Source organism: Marinomonas mediterranea MMB-1 (assembly GCF_000192865.1).
Taxonomy (GTDB): domain Bacteria; phylum Pseudomonadota; class Gammaproteobacteria; order Pseudomonadales; family Marinomonadaceae; genus Marinomonas; species Marinomonas mediterranea.
This window is the reverse complement of record NC_015276.1, coordinates 3,364,285-3,381,733: the sequence shown is the minus strand read 5'-3', so window position 1 is coordinate 3,381,733 and position 17,449 is coordinate 3,364,285. Positions and strand designations below refer to the sequence as shown.

Annotated in this window: 12 protein-coding genes; 6 read left to right on the top strand and 6 right to left on the bottom strand. The window is 43.2% G+C overall.

What is annotated here, in order from left to right; all coding sequences use genetic code 11:
- Positions 1 to 26: 26 nt before the first annotated feature.
- The gene (locus tag MARME_RS15445) at positions 27 to 272 is read right to left on the bottom strand and encodes a PP0621 family protein (protein WP_013662194.1); all 246 of its coding nucleotides are present in this window, start codon (positions 270 to 272) and stop codon (positions 27 to 29) included.
- A 73-nt stretch (positions 273 to 345) separates the two neighbouring features.
- On the opposite strand from MARME_RS15445, the gene MARME_RS15440 reads away from it, so the two are divergent.
- Together MARME_RS15440 and MARME_RS15435 are read left to right on the top strand one after the other, a co-directional pair.
- Positions 346 to 1,983: an NAD+ synthase gene (locus tag MARME_RS15440; RefSeq protein WP_013662193.1), complete on the top strand. Its 1,638-nt coding sequence runs from the start codon at positions 346 to 348 to the stop codon at positions 1,981 to 1,983.
- 387 nt (positions 1,984 to 2,370) lie between these two features.
- Positions 2,371 to 4,881: a bifunctional diguanylate cyclase/phosphodiesterase gene (locus MARME_RS15435; protein ID WP_013662192.1), complete on the top strand. Its 2,511-nt coding sequence runs from the start codon at positions 2,371 to 2,373 to the stop codon at positions 4,879 to 4,881.
- Between the two features lie 95 nt (positions 4,882 to 4,976).
- Here MARME_RS15435 and dapA read toward each other — a convergent pair whose 3' ends face one another.
- Positions 4,977 to 5,849, bottom strand: coding sequence for a 4-hydroxy-tetrahydrodipicolinate synthase (dapA, locus tag MARME_RS15430; RefSeq protein ID WP_013662191.1), 873 nt, complete (start codon positions 5,847 to 5,849; stop codon positions 4,977 to 4,979).
- 313 nt (positions 5,850 to 6,162) lie between these two features.
- Here dapA and MARME_RS15420 point away from each other — a divergent pair, with 313 nt between their 5' ends.
- Entirely contained in the window at positions 6,163 to 6,777 is a 615-nt protein-coding gene (locus MARME_RS15420) for a LysE family translocator (protein WP_013662190.1), read from the top strand.
- Between the two features lie 150 nt (positions 6,778 to 6,927).
- On the opposite strand, the gene MARME_RS15415 is transcribed toward MARME_RS15420, so the two are convergent.
- From MARME_RS15415 to MARME_RS15405, 3 genes are all read right to left on the bottom strand, one after another.
- A complete protein-coding gene (locus MARME_RS15415) occupies positions 6,928 to 7,860 on the bottom strand; it encodes a DHH family phosphoesterase (protein ID WP_013662189.1) in 933 nt (310 codons plus the stop codon).
- Positions 7,861 to 7,910: 50 nt separating this feature from the next.
- Entirely contained in the window at positions 7,911 to 10,535 is a 2,625-nt protein-coding gene (locus MARME_RS15410) for a GDSL-type esterase/lipase family protein (RefSeq protein WP_013662188.1), read from the bottom strand.
- A 111-nt stretch (positions 10,536 to 10,646) separates the two neighbouring features.
- Positions 10,647 to 11,255, bottom strand: coding sequence for a flavin reductase family protein (locus MARME_RS15405; protein ID WP_013662187.1), 609 nt, complete (start codon positions 11,253 to 11,255; stop codon positions 10,647 to 10,649).
- Between the two features lie 711 nt (positions 11,256 to 11,966).
- On the opposite strand from MARME_RS15405, the gene MARME_RS15400 reads away from it, so the two are divergent.
- From MARME_RS15400 to MARME_RS15390, 3 genes are all read left to right on the top strand, one after another.
- Positions 11,967 to 13,889, top strand: a complete 1,923-nt coding sequence (locus tag MARME_RS15400) for a PrkA family serine protein kinase (RefSeq protein ID WP_013662186.1) — start codon at positions 11,967 to 11,969, stop codon at positions 13,887 to 13,889.
- A 256-nt stretch (positions 13,890 to 14,145) separates the two neighbouring features.
- A complete protein-coding gene (locus tag MARME_RS15395) occupies positions 14,146 to 15,441 on the top strand; it encodes a YeaH/YhbH family protein (protein ID WP_013662185.1) in 1,296 nt (431 codons plus the stop codon).
- Positions 15,422 to 16,987, top strand: a complete 1,566-nt coding sequence (locus MARME_RS15390; protein ID WP_013662184.1) for a SpoVR family protein — start codon at positions 15,422 to 15,424, stop codon at positions 16,985 to 16,987. The genes MARME_RS15395 and MARME_RS15390 overlap by 20 nt, the downstream gene beginning before the upstream one ends.
- A gap of 82 nt (positions 16,988 to 17,069) precedes the next feature.
- Here the strand turns inward: MARME_RS15390 and MARME_RS15385 are convergent, their stop codons facing one another.
- Positions 17,070 to 17,249: a hypothetical protein gene (locus tag MARME_RS15385; RefSeq protein WP_013662183.1), complete on the bottom strand. Its 180-nt coding sequence runs from the start codon at positions 17,247 to 17,249 to the stop codon at positions 17,070 to 17,072.
- Positions 17,250 to 17,449: the final 200 nt, after the last annotated feature.

Below are 17,449 nucleotides of genomic sequence, written 5' to 3'. Positions count from 1 at the left end.
CCGATTTTAAGGGGATGATGTTTTCATTAACCCTTTTGAAATTGTTTTAAATGGCCCTGAGAGCAAAAACGATTGCCTTGAGTGTCCTTAATTGACTCCGATTCAGGGACATAGGTTCCGCAATGTGCGCATGGCGTCATTTTTTCACCGGGTTTCGACTGACTGTTTTTAGCATTTCGCGTCTTCTGTTTACTCAAATATTGGCTTACTTGGCGATATATTGTCCAACCAATAAAGAAAATCAGAAGAAAAAGTATTAAACGTACGATCATAAGCTTTACCTTACTTAGGCAATTCCACGACAATATAGCCTTGGTTTAATAAAGTGTAACGAGTAACCACAACATGACCCTTAGAGTTGCAATGGCCCAGCTTGATATGCTGGTCGGTGATATAAAGAATAACACAGAGTCTGTAATCAAAGCTGCGCATGAAGCACGCGATCATCATCAAGCAGATGTTGTTGTATTTCCAGAGCTTACTTTAACGGGTTACCCGCCCGAAGATCTACTACTTCGACCTAGTTTAGACAGTCGAATAGAAGATTCTATTCAGACTATTCTAAATGAAGTGCATGACATTTATGTCGTAGTTGGGTATCCACGTCGAATTGATGGCGATTTATTCAATTGCGCTGGTGTGTTTCACCAAGGTCGTATGCTGGGAGAATACGCTAAGCAAAAGCTTCCCAATTTTAAAGTCTTTGACGACAAGCGCTATTTCGAAGAGGGGACAGAACCTCTTATCGTTGATGTTAAAAATGTCAAAGTTGGCCTGAGTATTTGTGAAGATATTTGGCACCCTGAACCAAGCCTTCAAGCTCAAGAAGCCGGAGCCGAGCTGATCATCAATTTGAGTGCGTCGCCTTTCCATATCGAAAAGATGGGTGTTCGCGAACAGTTATTGCACCAAAGAGCGGTTGAAACACAGTTGCCTATCGTATTTGTGAACTACATGGGCGCTCAAGACGAGTTGGTGTATGAAGGCGGTTCATTTGTGGTTAACGCTCAAGGCCAAAAAATAGCACAGGCACCGTGGTTTGAGTCGGGTATTTACACCGTCGACTTCAGTGTTGAAGAGACTCGAACGCAAAAAGTAATACCTCTAGCCAGCACGGTCGCCCCTGCGCTTAGTATCGAAGAAAGCGTATACCAAGCAATGGTACTTGGGCTTCGAGACTATATAGAGAAAAATCGCTTTAAAGGTATTGTACTGGGGTTAAGCGGAGGGATTGATTCTGCGTTGTCGTTGGCCGTTGCGGTAGACGCGATTGGCGCTGATCGAGTCCAAGCCGTTATGATGCCTTATACCTATACGTCTTCAATGAGCCTCGAAGATGCGGAAGAAGAAGCGACATTGCTGGGTGTAAATTACAGCGTATTGCCTATTGAGCCAATGGTTACCGCATTTATGGAAACGCTCGCGCCAGAGTTCGAAGGTTACGCGAAAGACACGACAGAAGAAAATCTTCAGGCACGAACACGTGGTGTCACCCTGATGGCTATTTCCAATAAAAAGGGTTATATGGTATTGACCACCGGCAACAAAAGTGAGATGGCGGTTGGCTATGCGACGCTTTACGGTGATATGGTCGGTGGCTATTCAGTCTTAAAAGATGTCTTTAAAACACTGGTATTTAAGCTGTGCCGTTATCGAAATACGTTAGGGTATGTCATTCCCGAGCGCGTTATCACCCGCCCGCCTTCTGCTGAGTTAGCGCCAGATCAAATTGATGAAGATTCATTGCCTAGTTACGATGAATTGGATGAAATCTTACATTTGTACATTGAAAGAGACATGAGTGCTGAAGCCATTCTTGAAATTGGGCAATTTGATCGGGAAACGGTTTATAGGGTGCTGCGATTGGTTGACCTCAATGAGTACAAGCGCCGACAAGCTCCAACGGGCGTTCGGCTTACTGAACGTGGATTCGGACGTGATCGTCGTTACCCGATTACGAACGGTTGGCATATTGGCGATTAACAAGATCGCGTCTTTTTTATAGCGTCGAAGTATTGCTTCGACGCTTGTTTAGCTAAGATATTTGTCGTTATCAAGCAGAGTCTGTAACAGTAATCCCTCAATTAGTTTACGACTTGCTACATTTTGCTTCACCTCTAAAACAGAATAATTTTCATATCACTTCTATACTCTTCTTAGTTGAAGGTATGCAGGCAAATTTTACGACGTTCATTGCTGTATTTTCACTAATACGGCTTTGATGCGTCTACCTATTTAAATTGAAGTAGCGGATATTGGCCTTCCTTGGATTTATTCGTATTTTTGGTTTTTTTGAATAGTTAATCTGTCGTTCTGTTCACCATAAGGAAATGCGACGTAACACGTACTGCGCTTTTTTGGAGGTGTATTTTGGGGAGTTTATACCCATTCGTTATTGAGTCTGACGCTGATCTTGAAAAGCTTAAGCATTCTTTTGACTTGAAAGATGAAGCGTATCTGCTGCTTGCTCCGAATTTAGGTGACTATATGGTGACGTGGGCGAGTCGTTCTGCTCATAGTATGTTGTCCCTTCCTACGTTAAGTAACCCCGTTAAATTAGCTGCATGCTTTTCTCACGAGTATGAGCAGAGCGTTAAAATGTTTGAGGAAAGCCTTAGAGATTGTTTATTTGATCAACAGTTGACCTTAAATGGGTTAGGTAAGCCTACGCTCAACTTGATGTATATACCGTTTGAAACGTCTGGACACGAAGAAAGGTGCTTGCTTCAGTTAAGTATTAAAGATGTCACGACCGACATTGAGCGCAAGCTAGAATCGGTTCTATTGTTTGAAAATGTGGCAGAACATTCTCCAGATGTAATTATCCGCTATGACTGTCTTGGCAGGCGAATGTATGCCAATAAAGCATTTGAAACGGTCACGGGTGTTGAGGTAAAGAATGTCATCGGGCGCACTCCCAAGGAATATTCTGGTGTTGGGGTTGCGGCGAGCTATTTGCAGGAATTTGTCGCAGACATTGTTAAAACGGGAGAGTTCAAAGCAGGGGAGCTAAACCACAGCACTCCAGATGGTAGTCGAATCATTTTTGATTTGCATGGCATTCCTGAGTTGAATAAAGACGAAGAAGTTGAGTCGGTGATTCTAATTGGTCGGGACGTAACGGAAAAGAAACGTTCAGCGGAGCAAATGCGTCAGAGTGAGTCACGATTCCGCAGTTTAGTTGAAAACTCTCCAGATTTAATTGCACGATTTGATGATCACTGTCGTCTCCTTTACGCAAACCCTGTATTAGAGCGGCTTTCTGGGACTCCATTTATCCACTTCCTAGGACTGAGTTTTACCGATATAGAAAAGCATATTTATACTAAACTTGAGGAAGTTGCCACGCTCGCCGAATCTCCGATTGATGAAAGTATGCGACAAGTGCTTAAGACGGGGACGAGTGTCGAGATTGAGCGGGAGATCCCCAGTACTTCAGGTCCGATGAATTGTATAGTGAGTTTGACGCCTGAATTTAATGACCGCGATGAGCTGGTTTCTGTGCTTGCGGTTTGCAAAGACATGTCTGAAGTGAAGCGTTATCAAGAGCAAGTACGCTATTTGTCCTATCATGATTCACTAACTGGATTGCCAAATAGAGCGACTTTTCTGAATGACGTGAGAAAGCGTTTGATAAGTAACAGTAAAGCCTCTGCTATGAAACTTGGGTTACTAGTATTTGGGCTGGATCACTTTAAAGGCGTTAATGACAGTTTAGGTTACGAATACGGTGACCTTATTCTAAAAAGTATTTCCAATCGGTTACGAGATATCCTTCCGAAAAATGCGATTATTGCTCGACTGGGGGGTGATGAATTTGCCGCCATGCTTCCCACTATCCCAGACCGCGAAGAGTTTGTGTGCATGGCGACGAACATTAGCGGAGAGCTTTCTCTTCCGGTCTTGATTGGTCGCAAAGAAATGCCGATATCAATTAGTACAGGCGCCTGTTTATATCCAGACGATGCGTTTGAGCTTGACAGTTTGGTTCGTTACGCAGACTCCGCTTTGTACGCGGCGAAGCATGAGCAACGCGGATCGGTTCGTTTTTATACCCCTGAGTTGACCAAGCAAGCTCAAGAACGTCTTCAAATGCGAAATGATCTGCGACGTGCACTCAAGAACAAAGAGTTTATTCCGTATTATCAACCGAAGTTTGACCTACAAACACGAGAGGTATTGGGAGCAGAAGCGTTAGTTCGGTGGAACCATCCTGAAAAAGGGCTTGTTCCGCCATTTGACTTTATTCCCGTGCTTGAAGAAATGGGCTTGGTCGAAGAGGTCGATATGATGATGCTGGACATGGTTTGCGGTCAGCTGGAAAAGTGGCAGCAGCTCACTGATACTGGCGGAAAAATTGCGGTCAACTTTTCTGGTTTGCAATTTAAGTATGAAAAATTACTAGATAAGGTCGTAGACATCATCGAATCGCATAAACTGACGCCAAAAGCGATTCAAATAGAGGTAACCGAAGGCGTGTTGCTAGAGCATCATGACCAACTGCCTCTCATATTTAGAGACTTTAAGGCGCTTGGTTTTTCTATTGCGCTCGATGACTTTGGAACGGGCTACTCTTCACTCGGCTACTTATCTAAGTATCCTATTGATACGTTAAAAATTGACCGCTCTTTCGTAAACAATATCAATAAAAATGAAGCAGATGATATTCTGATTAAAACCATTGTCTCGATGGCTCAAAATTTAAAAATGGATGTGGTTGCCGAAGGGGTCGAAACGAAACCGCAAGCCGATTGGCTGGCGTCGATTGGCGTTAGAATTGTTCAAGGCTACCTTTTTGGCAGACCCATGAGTGCAACGAACTTTGAAGCGGCATTCTTGCAGGATGACGGCATTGCTGCGCACCAGACCCAAATCTCGTAGACATATTTGTAGGCGTATCAAAATGCTAGTTGGTTAAAGCGCCCTGAATCAATATTGAGCTCAGGGCGCTTCTATTGAGAAGTTCTCGAAAAGTCCTAGATAAGTTCGAGCGAAGTCATTGCTTCTTTAATGGCGCGTTTCGTCGTCTCGCTTAATGGTATCATCGGTAGACGACACTCTTCTGAACACAGTCCCAATAGTGATAATGCGTATTTTGCGCCAGTTGGGTTTGGCTCTAAGAACAGTGCTTTATGTAGCGAAAATAACTTATCTTGCAATATTGCCGCCTCGCTAAATTTCCCTTCTCGGCACAAGTTGTGTAGTTCGACCGTTTGCTTTGGTGCGACATTCGCCGTTACTGAGATACAGCCATTACCGCCCCCGACGTTATAAGCAACTGCCGTGACGTCATCACCGCTTAAGAAAGAAAATGGTTTTGAGATTAATGCTCTTTCCTGAATAGGGCGAGTTAAGTCGCCAGTCGCATCTTTAATACCGATAACGCGTTCTAGTTGAGCGAGTTTTGCAACCGTATCCACGTCTAACCCAACGATTGTTCTAGGTGGAATGTTGTACAGCACAATAGGCAGTGCCGAGTTATTGTGTACGTGCTCAAAATGGGCATACAGGCCTTCTTGATTTGGTCTGTTGTAGTACCCTGCTACTTGAAGCGTAGCGTCCGCTCCAGCCTTTTCGGCATGGCGAGCGTAAATCACGGCTTCTGCTGGATTGTTGGAGCCTGCTCCCGCTAAGATAGGGATCGCTTTATTTGCTTCTTCAACGGTAATTTCAATCACACGTTTATGCTCGTGCTCTGTCAGAACGGGTGATTCGCCAGTAGTACCTACGGGAACCAGACCATCAATGCCCTGATCAATTTGCCAGCGTACAATTCGTCGCAGAGCGGCTTCGTCCAGCTCATTGTTGCTAAAAGGTGTGATTAGTGCAGTGATTGCGCCTTGAAACATGCTTTACCTCTAATTAACTTGTCTTGAAGTTAGAGCAGCATGTTGTTGAGGGAGGTCCCGTCAGCAAACATGCTGCCGGGAAAATACTTAACTTATCGTATCCACACGCCAGCGCCGCAAAGCTTCTTAGCTTTACGTTTATCGCCTTTACGTTTGGATGCAACAAGTTGAAAAGTCATAATATAAAATACAAAGTGGTTATGTTTGTGTCAGTACATCGTGGCGGTTTTTGGGCTTTACGTCAACCTCTTTTTTGGTCATGCTTGCATCGAACCAAACATACTCTGAGTATTGTCGATAAAGAGGAATAGGAATGACGTTAGCAAGTTGGTTGTCGTTGGTTATGATTTGCATTATGGGAGCCTTGTCTCCTGGCCCAAGTTTGGCGGTTGTATTACGTGTCACGCTAACTCAGTCTTCTAAGCATGGTGTCGCGACTGCCATTGCTCACGGTTTTGGTGTTGGCCTGTGGGCCATTGTTTCTATGGTTGGGCTAGCGGTGCTGATTCAAGAGTACCCGCAAGTGTTTTATTGGGTGTCTGTCTCTGGTGGAGGCTATTTGATCTGGATGGGGATCAAAGCCTTGAAATACGCTGGGAAGGGGGAGGTTACCGAACCGAGTACCAGTGTATCAAGCTATCTGATGGCAATGAGAGATGGCTTGCTTGTGTCTTTACTTAACCCTAAATTAGCGTTGTTTTTTATTGCATTGTTTAGCCAATTTATTAAGCCTGAAATGGGCGTTCTTGGTCAGATAGAAATGTGGGCAACGGTTGTTTTTATTGACAGCGCTTGGTACATCATCGTCGCATTACTTTTGGCTGGTGGCCCTATTATGACATGGTTACGTCGTAACGTTCGCTGGGTTGATAGAGCAATGGGAAGTATTCTGATTGTGCTCGGAACTAAAGTCGTATTGAGTTCATGATGACGTTGAGTGCCATATAAAGAGTCACATAAGAACAATCACATGAAAAAGCCACTCATAACGGAAATCCGCATGAGTGGCTTTTTTTAAATACTTTTTTGCAATCGCATTTATGTCATCAAGAAAAACTGCTGTTAGGCTGTTCTATAGTTATCCGTCTTGATTAATCTTTGCGATGATGTCATTTAGTTTTTCATCCGCCAAGTCATTTTCAACTTGGCAAGTTCCTGCATTTAGGTGACCGCCGCCGCCATAAGTAAGGCACAATTCACCAACGTTAGTGTTAGATGAACGGTTTAGAATGGATTTACCAATCGCAAAAACCGTGTTTTGCTTTTTCAATCCCCACATTTTGTGGATAGAGATGTTGCAATCTGGGTATAACGCATAGATCACAAAGCGGTTTGTGGTGTAAATCGTTTCTTCATTGGTTAAGTCGAGAACAACCAAGTTGTTATGGACGGTTGCACAGCGTTGAATTTGCTCTTTGGCTTTCGCGTCATGGTCAAAATACAACTCGGTTCTTTCCTTGACGTCTTCGAGTTCTTGTATTTCTTCAATCGACATATCCTTACAACAGTCGATTAATTTCATCATTAGCTGGTAATTTGAAATGCGGAATTCACGAAAACGTCCAAGTCCTGTGCGCGCATCCATGATGAAGTTCAACAGCACCCAATCTTTCGGATTTAACACTTCATCTTCATTGAATTGCGCCGAATCGCCTTTATCAACGGCGTCCATCATATCAACGGATATGTTAGGAAACTTTTCCTTACCGCCATAATAATCATATACGACGCGCGCAGCTGAGGGCGCTTCTGGGTCAATAATATGATTTTCAATGTTACCGTCATTTCGTACGGTTTCACTTAAGTGGTGATCAAAGGCTAGATTGCAACCTGCCACATAGGGAAGGTTGGTGGTGATGTCATTTGCACCAATTTCAATTTTGCCATCTTGCATGTCTTTGGGGTGAACGAACAGTATGTCGTCGATCATGTCCATATCTTTCAATAAAACGGCACATACAAGCCCATCGAAGTCACTGCGGGTTACTAGTCGGAATTTTTTTTCTGTCATTGCTATTGTCCGTACGTGAATACTTTTCTAATACTAACAGTTATGTAGACCTAATTTCTTGATTCAAATATAAAATTTTGTAACGTAAGAAGTTCCTTCGTCCATACTTTGTAAGCTTTCGCGTTTAAGTGAAGTCTGTCATTCTCAAAATAAGATTCGTCAATATCCCCATTTTTATCCAGTAGTTTTGAAAATAAATCGAGATAACGTGTATTTGGGCGCGATTTTGCGAGCATTTCGAGCTGTTTATTGGTCTTTTCTATGTTCGCTCGTAGCTTCTCACGCGTTGGACTCGACTTAATACTCAAGATGGTTACTGGAATACCTGGAAGGTATTGATCTATTTTTTCAAGCAGTGCCACGTAATGTGAGACCACTTTGTTCGTGGATTTGTTGTTGCCAATGTCGTTATCTCCCACGTATAGCACGATTGATCGTGGCGAATGCGGGATGACAATTCGTTCAAAGTAATAAACGCACGCTTTAATACTGGCACCACCAAAACCCAAATTAATGGCGTCATGAGGTTGGAAGGCACCAGAGAAATTGTCCCAGAGTCGCATAGTTGACGAGCCATAGAAGGCAACGGCATTATTACCATGTCCTCGGTTATTGACTCTAAATTCTAACTCTCGCACATCTGACTCAAACTCAACGTCAATTTGGTTGACGCGTCGGACATTCGAGCGATAGCCCTGTTGGTAGCTTAGTACTGGCTGGGCTTTTATTTCCTGAGAAAGTGACTCTGCTTCTTCGACGTAACCTCGATAAGTCTGTTTGTATTCCGCTAAAAAGGTATTTAACGAGTTGGAGTCTTCAACATCAACAACCTCTGAAATACGAAAAGCCGGTTTTATCACGACGGTGTAGATATTATGGTCGACACGGCGATCGAAATTTGCAACGGCAATTGGAACGATCCAAGGCTCTTCTTCACCTTTGAGTGCGTCTGCAAGCTCGAACACATAAGGGAGAAGCTCCCCCGGTGATTCTGTGGTGGGAAAGCTTTTCCCTTCGGGAGAAATAAGCAATGGTGTGCCATTGCGAAGTGTTTCTTTGCCTAACTCAATAAAATCGTTATGGCTTTGAGTGCCTTTCTTTAGGTCATCCCAGCTTGTTACGAAAATGTTTCCAAAGCGTTCATAGAAATCATCCCGCCAGTATTCATGGTCCTTACTGCGACGAACCACTCGTTCTCCCGTTTTACCGTACTGCTTGTCGATGACCATCGTATTGATAAACTGCGCGTCAAGAGAGAAGCGAAAGCCGTTCGGTAGCTGGGTGCTCTCTGCCCCCATCAGGTGATTATAAATAAAAATGGTATTTGGGCTTCTAGGTAAATTTTCTAGCCCTTTTATGACGTAGGGAGTTTGCTGAAATGCGAGTTTAAAAAGCTCCGATGCTTTACGTCGGACATCATGTGCGTGCATTTCCAGTGGCAACTCATGAATATGATCGTAAATAGACATCAACTGACGGTAGAATGCGTTTTCCCGTTGCTGATCTTTTAAAATATCGAGGCACATTCCAGAGATGGTTCGTTCTATCTTTTGTCCAAAATGCAGACACTCATATAAAATACCGAACGCTTCGTCTGTTGTGACGACAGAGCTGAGCAGTTTTCCAACCTTATAAAGTGCCGAACTAACAGGAAGAACCGCGCTGTTTTGTTCAATAACGTTGTTTACGGCCAACACTTCATCATTTGCGATCTGAGACAAATACCTCATTCGCGCAGCCAGCAAATGGGTGCCGATTAGCCAAATTAATCTCAACCAATATTTAACGCTTGTTTTCGGAGAGTCGTTTAAAATCGATATTAAATCTTGTTTACTGATAAATAAAATTGAAGAGTCTCGGGACGAAACAATAGAGGTGCGGTTCTTCAAGTTGAGATCCGATGTACACCATGCCAGCACGGTTCCTGTGCGTGAGATTGAGCGTGTGGTGATAATCTCCCCTCGATCAGTTTGGTAGCTGATAATCGCTTTCCCTTTTGCCAGCAAGTATATGCCATCCGCATATTCGTCCTGCTGAGAAATAATATCGCCTTGATGGGCTAATATAATAGACGATTTTTTGGCAAATGAGTGTAACTCTGCTTGGGTAAAACCTTCAAAAAAAGCGGAATTGCTAAGTAGTGTCGTTGCTTCTTTTAGAGTATGTTGTTGGGATTCTGGGTCACGTAATGGTCTCGTTTCTTCAAACGCGAGAGATTCGTTTGCAAAGAATGGGCGAGTTTGATTTTGTATGTTGGTAAGTACCGGAAGGGATTCAGTATAAACGAAACGTAAAAAGGCATTACCAAATTCAAGATCCGATTCAATTAATTTTACGAGTTCAAGGATCGGCCAGCTGATTAAGGTTGTCGCTTTCGTTGCATGAAAGCTCGTCGCATAGCGGGATGGGTGTCTGAAAGCAGACCAGCCTATTGGAGAATACTGCTCGCTTATTAAGCCAACATGATACGACTTTTGTTGTTCTCTAAGTGGAATCGTAATGGCGATTTCACCGTCTAGTAAAAAATAGATCTCCTGCCCAATTTCAAACTGCTTCGCTAAGGATTCGCCAGCACTGAGTTCTTTCAATGTGCCGCACTGCTTTAGAGCGTCGATGATTGTTTCTGGTGCATCTTGTGTGAACGGAAGACCTGGTACGATTTCGTTTGTGTCCATCTTGGTACCTCATTAATAATCTGCTACACCGGAAAAAGAGCTAAAACCCCCCTTGAGTCAGCGCGTGGGGGAGCATGCATACCTTTCTCAATACCTACCTAATTTACTCGTTTATTTTGGTCGCTTAAGTGTCAAGGAGCCGCCGAACGTTGCGTAGTCACTGCCACCTAAGCGGCCTAGCGGATTCAATATACTTGCGCTTACTGTTGTTCTTTGTTCATCCGTTGTTACGAGCTCATCGTCAATATAGACGGCCTGAATTTCAAGATAGCACGCTTCGAACCCTGCATCACCAAACTGGTGGACATCGTATAAAGAACAGTGCATGGCGACTTTCGCTTCGCTTATTCGAGGTAAGCTATCTACGAACGGTGCTATTGTGACGCCAGAACGTGTCAATTCTGTGTCGTGGTAGTCAAGTGTCGCTGCACTTTCATTTACCGCGTTTGCGTGCTCTAAACTAGGGATATGCAAAACGCATTCCTTTGTTCTTAAAAGGTTTTTCTTTGTATCTTTAGGCGTATCACTGGATTTGTTTCCAATGGAGACAACCACTAAAGCGGGATCGGAGTTTAATGCTGCAAAGTAAGAAAAAGGAGCAAGATTAAATGAACCATCCTCATTTTCAGTCAAGATCCAAGCAATTGGACGAGGTGTGATTGTTTGCGTCATCAAATGATAACGTTGATTGCTACTGAGTTCATTGAAGTTAAAATCCACTGTTTACCTCTTTCAGTCTAGGTATGACGATCGAGTGCTTCATACCGACATTTTGTTTTTCGAATCAACTAATTGTGCTGTAAGGGCCGCCTAATTAGTACCCATTTCGTAGCCTAATATTGGCTTAATTTACGTTAACTATGTGCAATTATTGCGAAACGACACATATTGCATCAAAAAGTTAAATTTCTCTTAAACGCTTTATTTTCAGCGACTTAATGCGCTATCACCTTGTTTTTGTGAGGATTTATTTTAAAGGTGTTTTAAACGCCAACCTTGTTAACCTAGAAGATTATGCTAAACCTTTCATATAGGCGAATGTGTTTTTCAGCTCTTTAAATAAGGGGGTGAGCAAAACGAAATGATCCAGCGCTCGGCGCGTAGATATCGCTTCTAACACCCGCTTTTAGCTCTTTGTAAACGTCGAACCTGACAGTGGTGTGTCGCGTAACTATTTGCAAGCTTAGCTCATTCGATTTTCTATTTTCTACGTTCGAGATGCAACGCGAGTAGCGCTCTTTTTCAGAAAAGCTTTTTAAAATAAGTGACGTTGGAAAGAATATTGCTCGTATAAAAAATGAACAGTTAAACCGAGTTTAGTCAAACGTAAGGCGTGATCAGGGGCAAGGAGCATGTTGCCCTAGTGTTTAGGGATCAGTGCTTCGGCGTTTTGTATCTTTCCTTGCTATACCTAATTAAGGGGAAGCCGAGATGAGTATATTTGAACATATCCAAGCCCGATTTGATGCTCAACAAGACGAAGAGATTACGTTGGATGAGTATTTAAACCTTTGTAAAACGGACAAATCTGCATACGCTTCACCCGCAGAGCGTCTTCTGATGGCAATAGGAGAGCCTGAGGTCATTGATACGTCCAAAGACTCTAGGTCAAGTCGAATATTTTCCAACAAATTAATCAAGCGTTACCCAACTTTTGAACATTTCTATGGAATGGAAGAATCCATAGAACGTATTGTGGCGTTTTTAAAGCATGCCGCGCAGGGGCTTGAAGAATCCAAACAGGTTCTTTATTTACTTGGTCCTGTTGGGGGGGGGAAATCATCGCTGGCTGAAAAGCTGAAAGAGATGATGCAATCTGTTCCATTCTACGCCATTAAAGACTCCCCGGTCTTTGAGTCGCCTTTGTCTTTGTTTGATTTAAATGAAGATGGGCAGATATTGGAAGAAGACTACGGCATTCCCGGTCGATATTTGAAAGGGGTTATGTCGCCGTGGGCATCAAAACGACTGAAAGAATTTAATGGTGACATTCAACAATTCAAAGTCGTCAAAATTTACCCTTCTGCTATCAAGCAAGTGGCCATTTCAAAAACGGAACCTGGTGATGAGAATAACCAAGATATTTCATCGTTAGTCGGTAAGGTTGATATTCGTAAGCTTGAGTTCTTTGAGCAGAATGACGCGGATGCGTACAGCTATTCCGGTGGTCTTTGTCGAGGTAATCGCGGGATCATGGAATTTGTTGAGATGTTCAAAGCGCCGATTAAAGTGTTGCACCCTTTACTAACCGCGACTCAAGAAGGCAACTACAACGGCACCGAAGGTCTTGGAAGCATTCCATTTGACGGCATTATACTTGCGCACTCGAACGAGTCTGAGTGGCAGTCTTTCAAGAACAACAAAACAAATGAAGCCTTTATCGACCGTGTTTATACCGTTAAAGTGCCATATTGTTTACGTGTATCCGAAGAAATGAGCATTTACATGAAGTTGCTCGAACACTCTTCTTTGGACAGTGCGCCATGCGCTCCAGATACGCTTAAAATGCTCGCTCAATTCACTGTGCTTTCACGCATGAAGGACCCTGAGAACTCCAGTCTTTACTCAAAAATGCGTATTTACGATGGTGAGTCATTAAAAGACATCGATCCTAAAGCGAAATCACTGCAAGAGTATAAAGATGCGGCGGGTGTTGACGAAGGAATGGATGGCCTCTCAACCCGGTTTGCTTTTAAGATTTTGTCTCGGGTATTTAACTTTGACCCCATAGAGGTAGCCGCCAACCCTGTTCACCTAATGTATGTTTTGGAACAGCAGATAGAGCAAGAGCAGTTTGATCAAGAGCGACATGATCGCTATTTGCGTGCGCTTAAAGAGTATTTAGCCCCTAGATACGTTGAATTCATAGGAAAAGAAATTCAAACAGCGTATTTAGAATCCTATTCTGAATACGGTCAAAATATATTTGATCGATACGTCACCTACGCTGATTTTTGGATTCAAGATCAAGAATATCGTGATCCAGAAACGGGCGATATTCTGGACAGATCGGCCATAAACGACGAACTTGAGAAGATAGAAAAACCAGCGGGTATCAGCAATCCGAAAGACTTTAGGAATGAAGTCGTGAACTTTGTGTTAAGAGCGAGAGCGAACAATGCGGGTAAAAACCCAAGCTGGTTAGGCTATGAAAAGCTACGTGTTGTCATTGAGCGGAAAATGTTCTCTAACACGGAAGACTTGCTACCTGTTATTTCGTTTAGTGCTAAATCGTCAAGTGAAGAGAAGAAAAAACACAATGAGTTTGTGAAGCGAATGGTGAAGCGAGGCTATACCGAGAAGCAAGTTAGACTGTTGTCGGAATGGTACTTACGTGTTCGTAAATCTCAGTAACGGAAAACGAAAGCTCCAGAGTAAAGCGAGCAGATTAATCTACTGAGTTCGTATGTTGGGTAGGTTAGTGGTAAAGCAAAAGAGCCGTTAAGTCTAAACGGGTAATTGCATAGGCTTAATGGCAATACTGCTCGCTTTATACCGCTTTCAATGAGTTTGCAGCGTTGAGGTAAGTTTGATGGATCAAACCGTACCCATTAGCAAACTTTTAGAAGGCGGCACTTGGCCGACAAGATGATTATGAGGAGGTGCGTGCATGTCATATATTATCGACCGCCGCCTAAATGGTAAGCACAAGAGTAGTGTTAATCGTCAGCGTTTTTTACGTCGCTATCGCCAGCATATTCGCAAAGCGGTAGAAGAGGCCGTAAATGAGCGTAGTATCAAAGATCTTGACCGAGGTGAGAAAATCACCATCCCTCAAAAAGACATACATGAACCGAATTTTGGTCATGGTGAAGGTGGCCGCGGCTCTATTGTTCATCCAGGTAACAAGGAGTACACAACGGGTGACCGTATTCCCAAACCTCAGGGCGGTGGTGCGGGTTCCGGTAGTGGTCAGGGAAAGCCTGGCAATCAGGGAGAAGGGGAAGATGATTTCGTTTTTCAAATTTCCCAAGATGAGTTTTTAGATTATGTTTTTGAAGACTTAGCCCTACCTAACCTCCTTCGAAAAGAGTTAAAAGAAGTCAAAGAATTTAGCTTGCGTCATGCTGGGATTGTGTCGGAAGGTACACCGTCCAAGCTCAATATTGTTCGCTCAATGCGCAATGCCTACGCTCGTAGAATGGTGATGAGCGGAGGTTCTCGTCGTAAGCTTCGTGAAGCGGAAGAAGAGCGAGAAAAGCTGCTTGCAGAGTGTGATGGCGAGGTAGATCCGGCTCAATTAGCTTGGTTAGATGAAAAGATTAAGCTACTCAAAGAAAAGATCGAACGAACCCCATTTTTAGACACGTATGACCTTCGCTATAACCACCATGTTAAAGAACCAAAACCCAGCAGCAAAGCTGTGATGTTTTGTGTCATGGACGTGTCCGGTTCAATGACGCAGGAAACCAAGAACATTGCAAAACGCTTCTTTATTCTGCTTTATCTCTTTTTGACGCGAAATTATGAAAAAATCGACGTTGTTTTTATTCGGCATCACACAAGTGCTAAGGAAGTATCGGAAGAAGAATTTTTCTATTCCCGTGAAACTGGCGGAACCATTGTTTCAAGTGCCTTAAAATTGATGAATAAAATTATCGATGAGCGTTACTCCCCTGATGCTTGGAATATCTATGCGGCTCAAGCGTCCGATGGTGACAATTGGGATGATGATTCCGAAATTTGCCGCAAATTAGTGGCCGATGACATTATACAAAAGCTTCAATACTTCACTTACATCGAAATTACACCACGAGACCATCAAAGCCTGTGGCATGCTTATGATGTCTTGCAAAACCAATTCCCAGATTACTTCTCAATGAGACACATCGTTGATGTTGGAGACATCTATCCTGTCTTCCGCGATTTGTTCCAAAGGAGGCAGCATGACTCGAACAAGCAATAGATCCGCTAGTAGAGCGACCAGTAAAGGTAGTAAAGCCAGTAAAAGTAAGAACGGTTTTTTATCCCAAGGCCCTGATTGGACTTTCGAGCTGATACAAGAATATGACGAAGAGATTGGTAAGATTGCCTCTGAATTTGGCTTAGATACTTATCCAAATCAGATCGAAATAATCAGTTCAGAGCAAATGATGGATGCCTACGCATCAGTGGGTATGCCGTTAGGATACAGCCATTGGTCTTATGGTAAGCAGTTTCTTGAAGTCGAGCAAAACTACAAGCGCGGTCGTATGGGCTTAGCGTATGAGATTGTTATCAACTCTTCGCCTTGTATTGCCTACTTAATGGAAGAGAACAACATGATGATGCAGGCGCTCGTGATTGCTCATGCCTGTTATGGCCATAACTCCTTCTTTAAAGGAAATTATCTTTTTAAGACCTGGACCGATGCAACCGCCATTATCGACTACCTTGTGTTTGCTAAGAAGTATGTCCAACAGTGTGAAGAGAAATATGGCATCGAAGAAGTTGAGTTAACATTGGACTCTTGTCATGCGCTGATGAACTTTGGTGTAGACAGGTATAAACGTCCGGTTCCTCTTTCCATTCAAGAAGAAAAAGCTCGACAAGATGAGCGTGAAAAAGCGCTTCAGCAACAAGTAAACGACCTCTGGAGAACCATTCCCAAATTTGGTAAAAGCGCTGGAGAGCAGAACAAAGAGCGTGTTTTTCCTGAAGAGCCTCAAGAAAACTTACTGTATTTTTTAGAGAAAAATGCGCCGTTACTTCAACCTTGGCAAAGAGAGCTGATACGCATCGTTCGTAAAATGGCGCAGTATTTTTATCCTCAACGCCAAACTCAAGTGATGAACGAAGGGTGGGCGTCGTTTTGGCACTATACGCTAATGAACGAACTGTATAACAGAAAGAAAGTGGACGAAGGCTTTATTCTGGAATTCTTGCAGTCTCATACGAACGTTGTTTTTCAACCTGAATTTGATTCGTCTTATTACAGTGGGGTCAATCCCTACGCGTTAGGTTTTGCGATTTATACGGATATCAAGCGCATGTGTGAAGAGCCGACTGATGAGGACCGACACTGGTTCCCTGACATTGCGGGTGGTGATTGGCTAAAAACACTCGATTTTGCGATGCGAAACTTTAAAGATGAGAGTTTCATACTGCAATTTTTATCACCCAAAGTCATGCGTGATTTCCGCTTCTTCGGCATTGAGAATGATGTACTGGATCCTTTTGTTGAAGTGAAAGAAATCCATAATGAAGAGGGCTTTCAACGTCTGCGTCAACGACTTGCTCAGCAATACAATCTGAGTTATCGAGAGCCCAATATCCAAGTTCAACGAGTCAACATAGATGGCGATCGAAGTATTGTACTGCGTCATGTAATGGATAACGACCGGCCCTTAAATAACGATACGGTCGAAGTGATCAGGCACTTTCGAAGGCTATGGGGGTTTGATGTGAGATTGGAGTCTTGGAACGCCGAGGGGCAAGTTCAAACGTACGCTTGTGGGAATGAAGAGACTTAAGGCGCGTTCAAGTGTTACTCTGACAGCGCCTACTAACTAAATGGAGCTGTCAGAATTTTTGCTAGCACGTAATTACTCTAGACTAACGTCCGAATGTAACCGCTCGGCGTATATTGGCGCGTGATAGACCCATGCCTGATAACTCTAAATCACTGTATGCTTCAAGTTCTTTGATAACGAAAAGGTGTTTTTTACGAGTCGCTAATTTGGCTTGAAGTGAGATCAACCAAGAAGTGAGCGTAGTAAAAGTTGTGCGTGCCATAATTAGCCTCCATAAGATATAAAAACAATAAATAGGATAAAAAATGAGAATATACGATTGAAGAGAAGGTATTTCCCCTCCCGTATTAACAGGCACGAATCAGAAAGTTGTCGTTGTAGACTATTCTTGTTTTTATAGAGGCTTTTACTGTGCTTCGGCCTGTTTCTCTATAGAAAAGCGCGTGGGCTTTCTTGCGGCAC

Coding starts and splice junctions, on each gene's coding strand:
- MARME_RS15445 (WP_013662194.1), bottom strand. CDS start 272: ATGATCGTACGTTTAATACTTTTTCTTCTGATTTTCTTTATTGGTTGG.
- MARME_RS15440 (WP_013662193.1), top strand. CDS start 346: ATGACCCTTAGAGTTGCAATGGCCCAGCTTGATATGCTGGTCGGTGAT.
- dapA (WP_013662191.1), bottom strand. CDS start 5,849: ATGTTTCAAGGCGCAATCACTGCACTAATCACACCTTTTAGCAACAAT.
- MARME_RS15420 (WP_013662190.1), top strand. CDS start 6,163: ATGACGTTAGCAAGTTGGTTGTCGTTGGTTATGATTTGCATTATGGGA.
- MARME_RS15415 (WP_013662189.1), bottom strand. CDS start 7,860: ATGACAGAAAAAAAATTCCGACTAGTAACCCGCAGTGACTTCGATGGG.
- MARME_RS15410 (WP_013662188.1), bottom strand. CDS start 10,535: ATGGACACAAACGAAATCGTACCAGGTCTTCCGTTCACACAAGATGCA.
- MARME_RS15400 (WP_013662186.1), top strand. CDS start 11,967: ATGAGTATATTTGAACATATCCAAGCCCGATTTGATGCTCAACAAGAC.
- MARME_RS15395 (WP_013662185.1), top strand. CDS start 14,146: ATGTCATATATTATCGACCGCCGCCTAAATGGTAAGCACAAGAGTAGT.
- MARME_RS15390 (WP_013662184.1), top strand. CDS start 15,422: ATGACTCGAACAAGCAATAGATCCGCTAGTAGAGCGACCAGTAAAGGT.
- MARME_RS15385 (WP_013662183.1), bottom strand. CDS start 17,249: ATGGCACGCACAACTTTTACTACGCTCACTTCTTGGTTGATCTCACTT.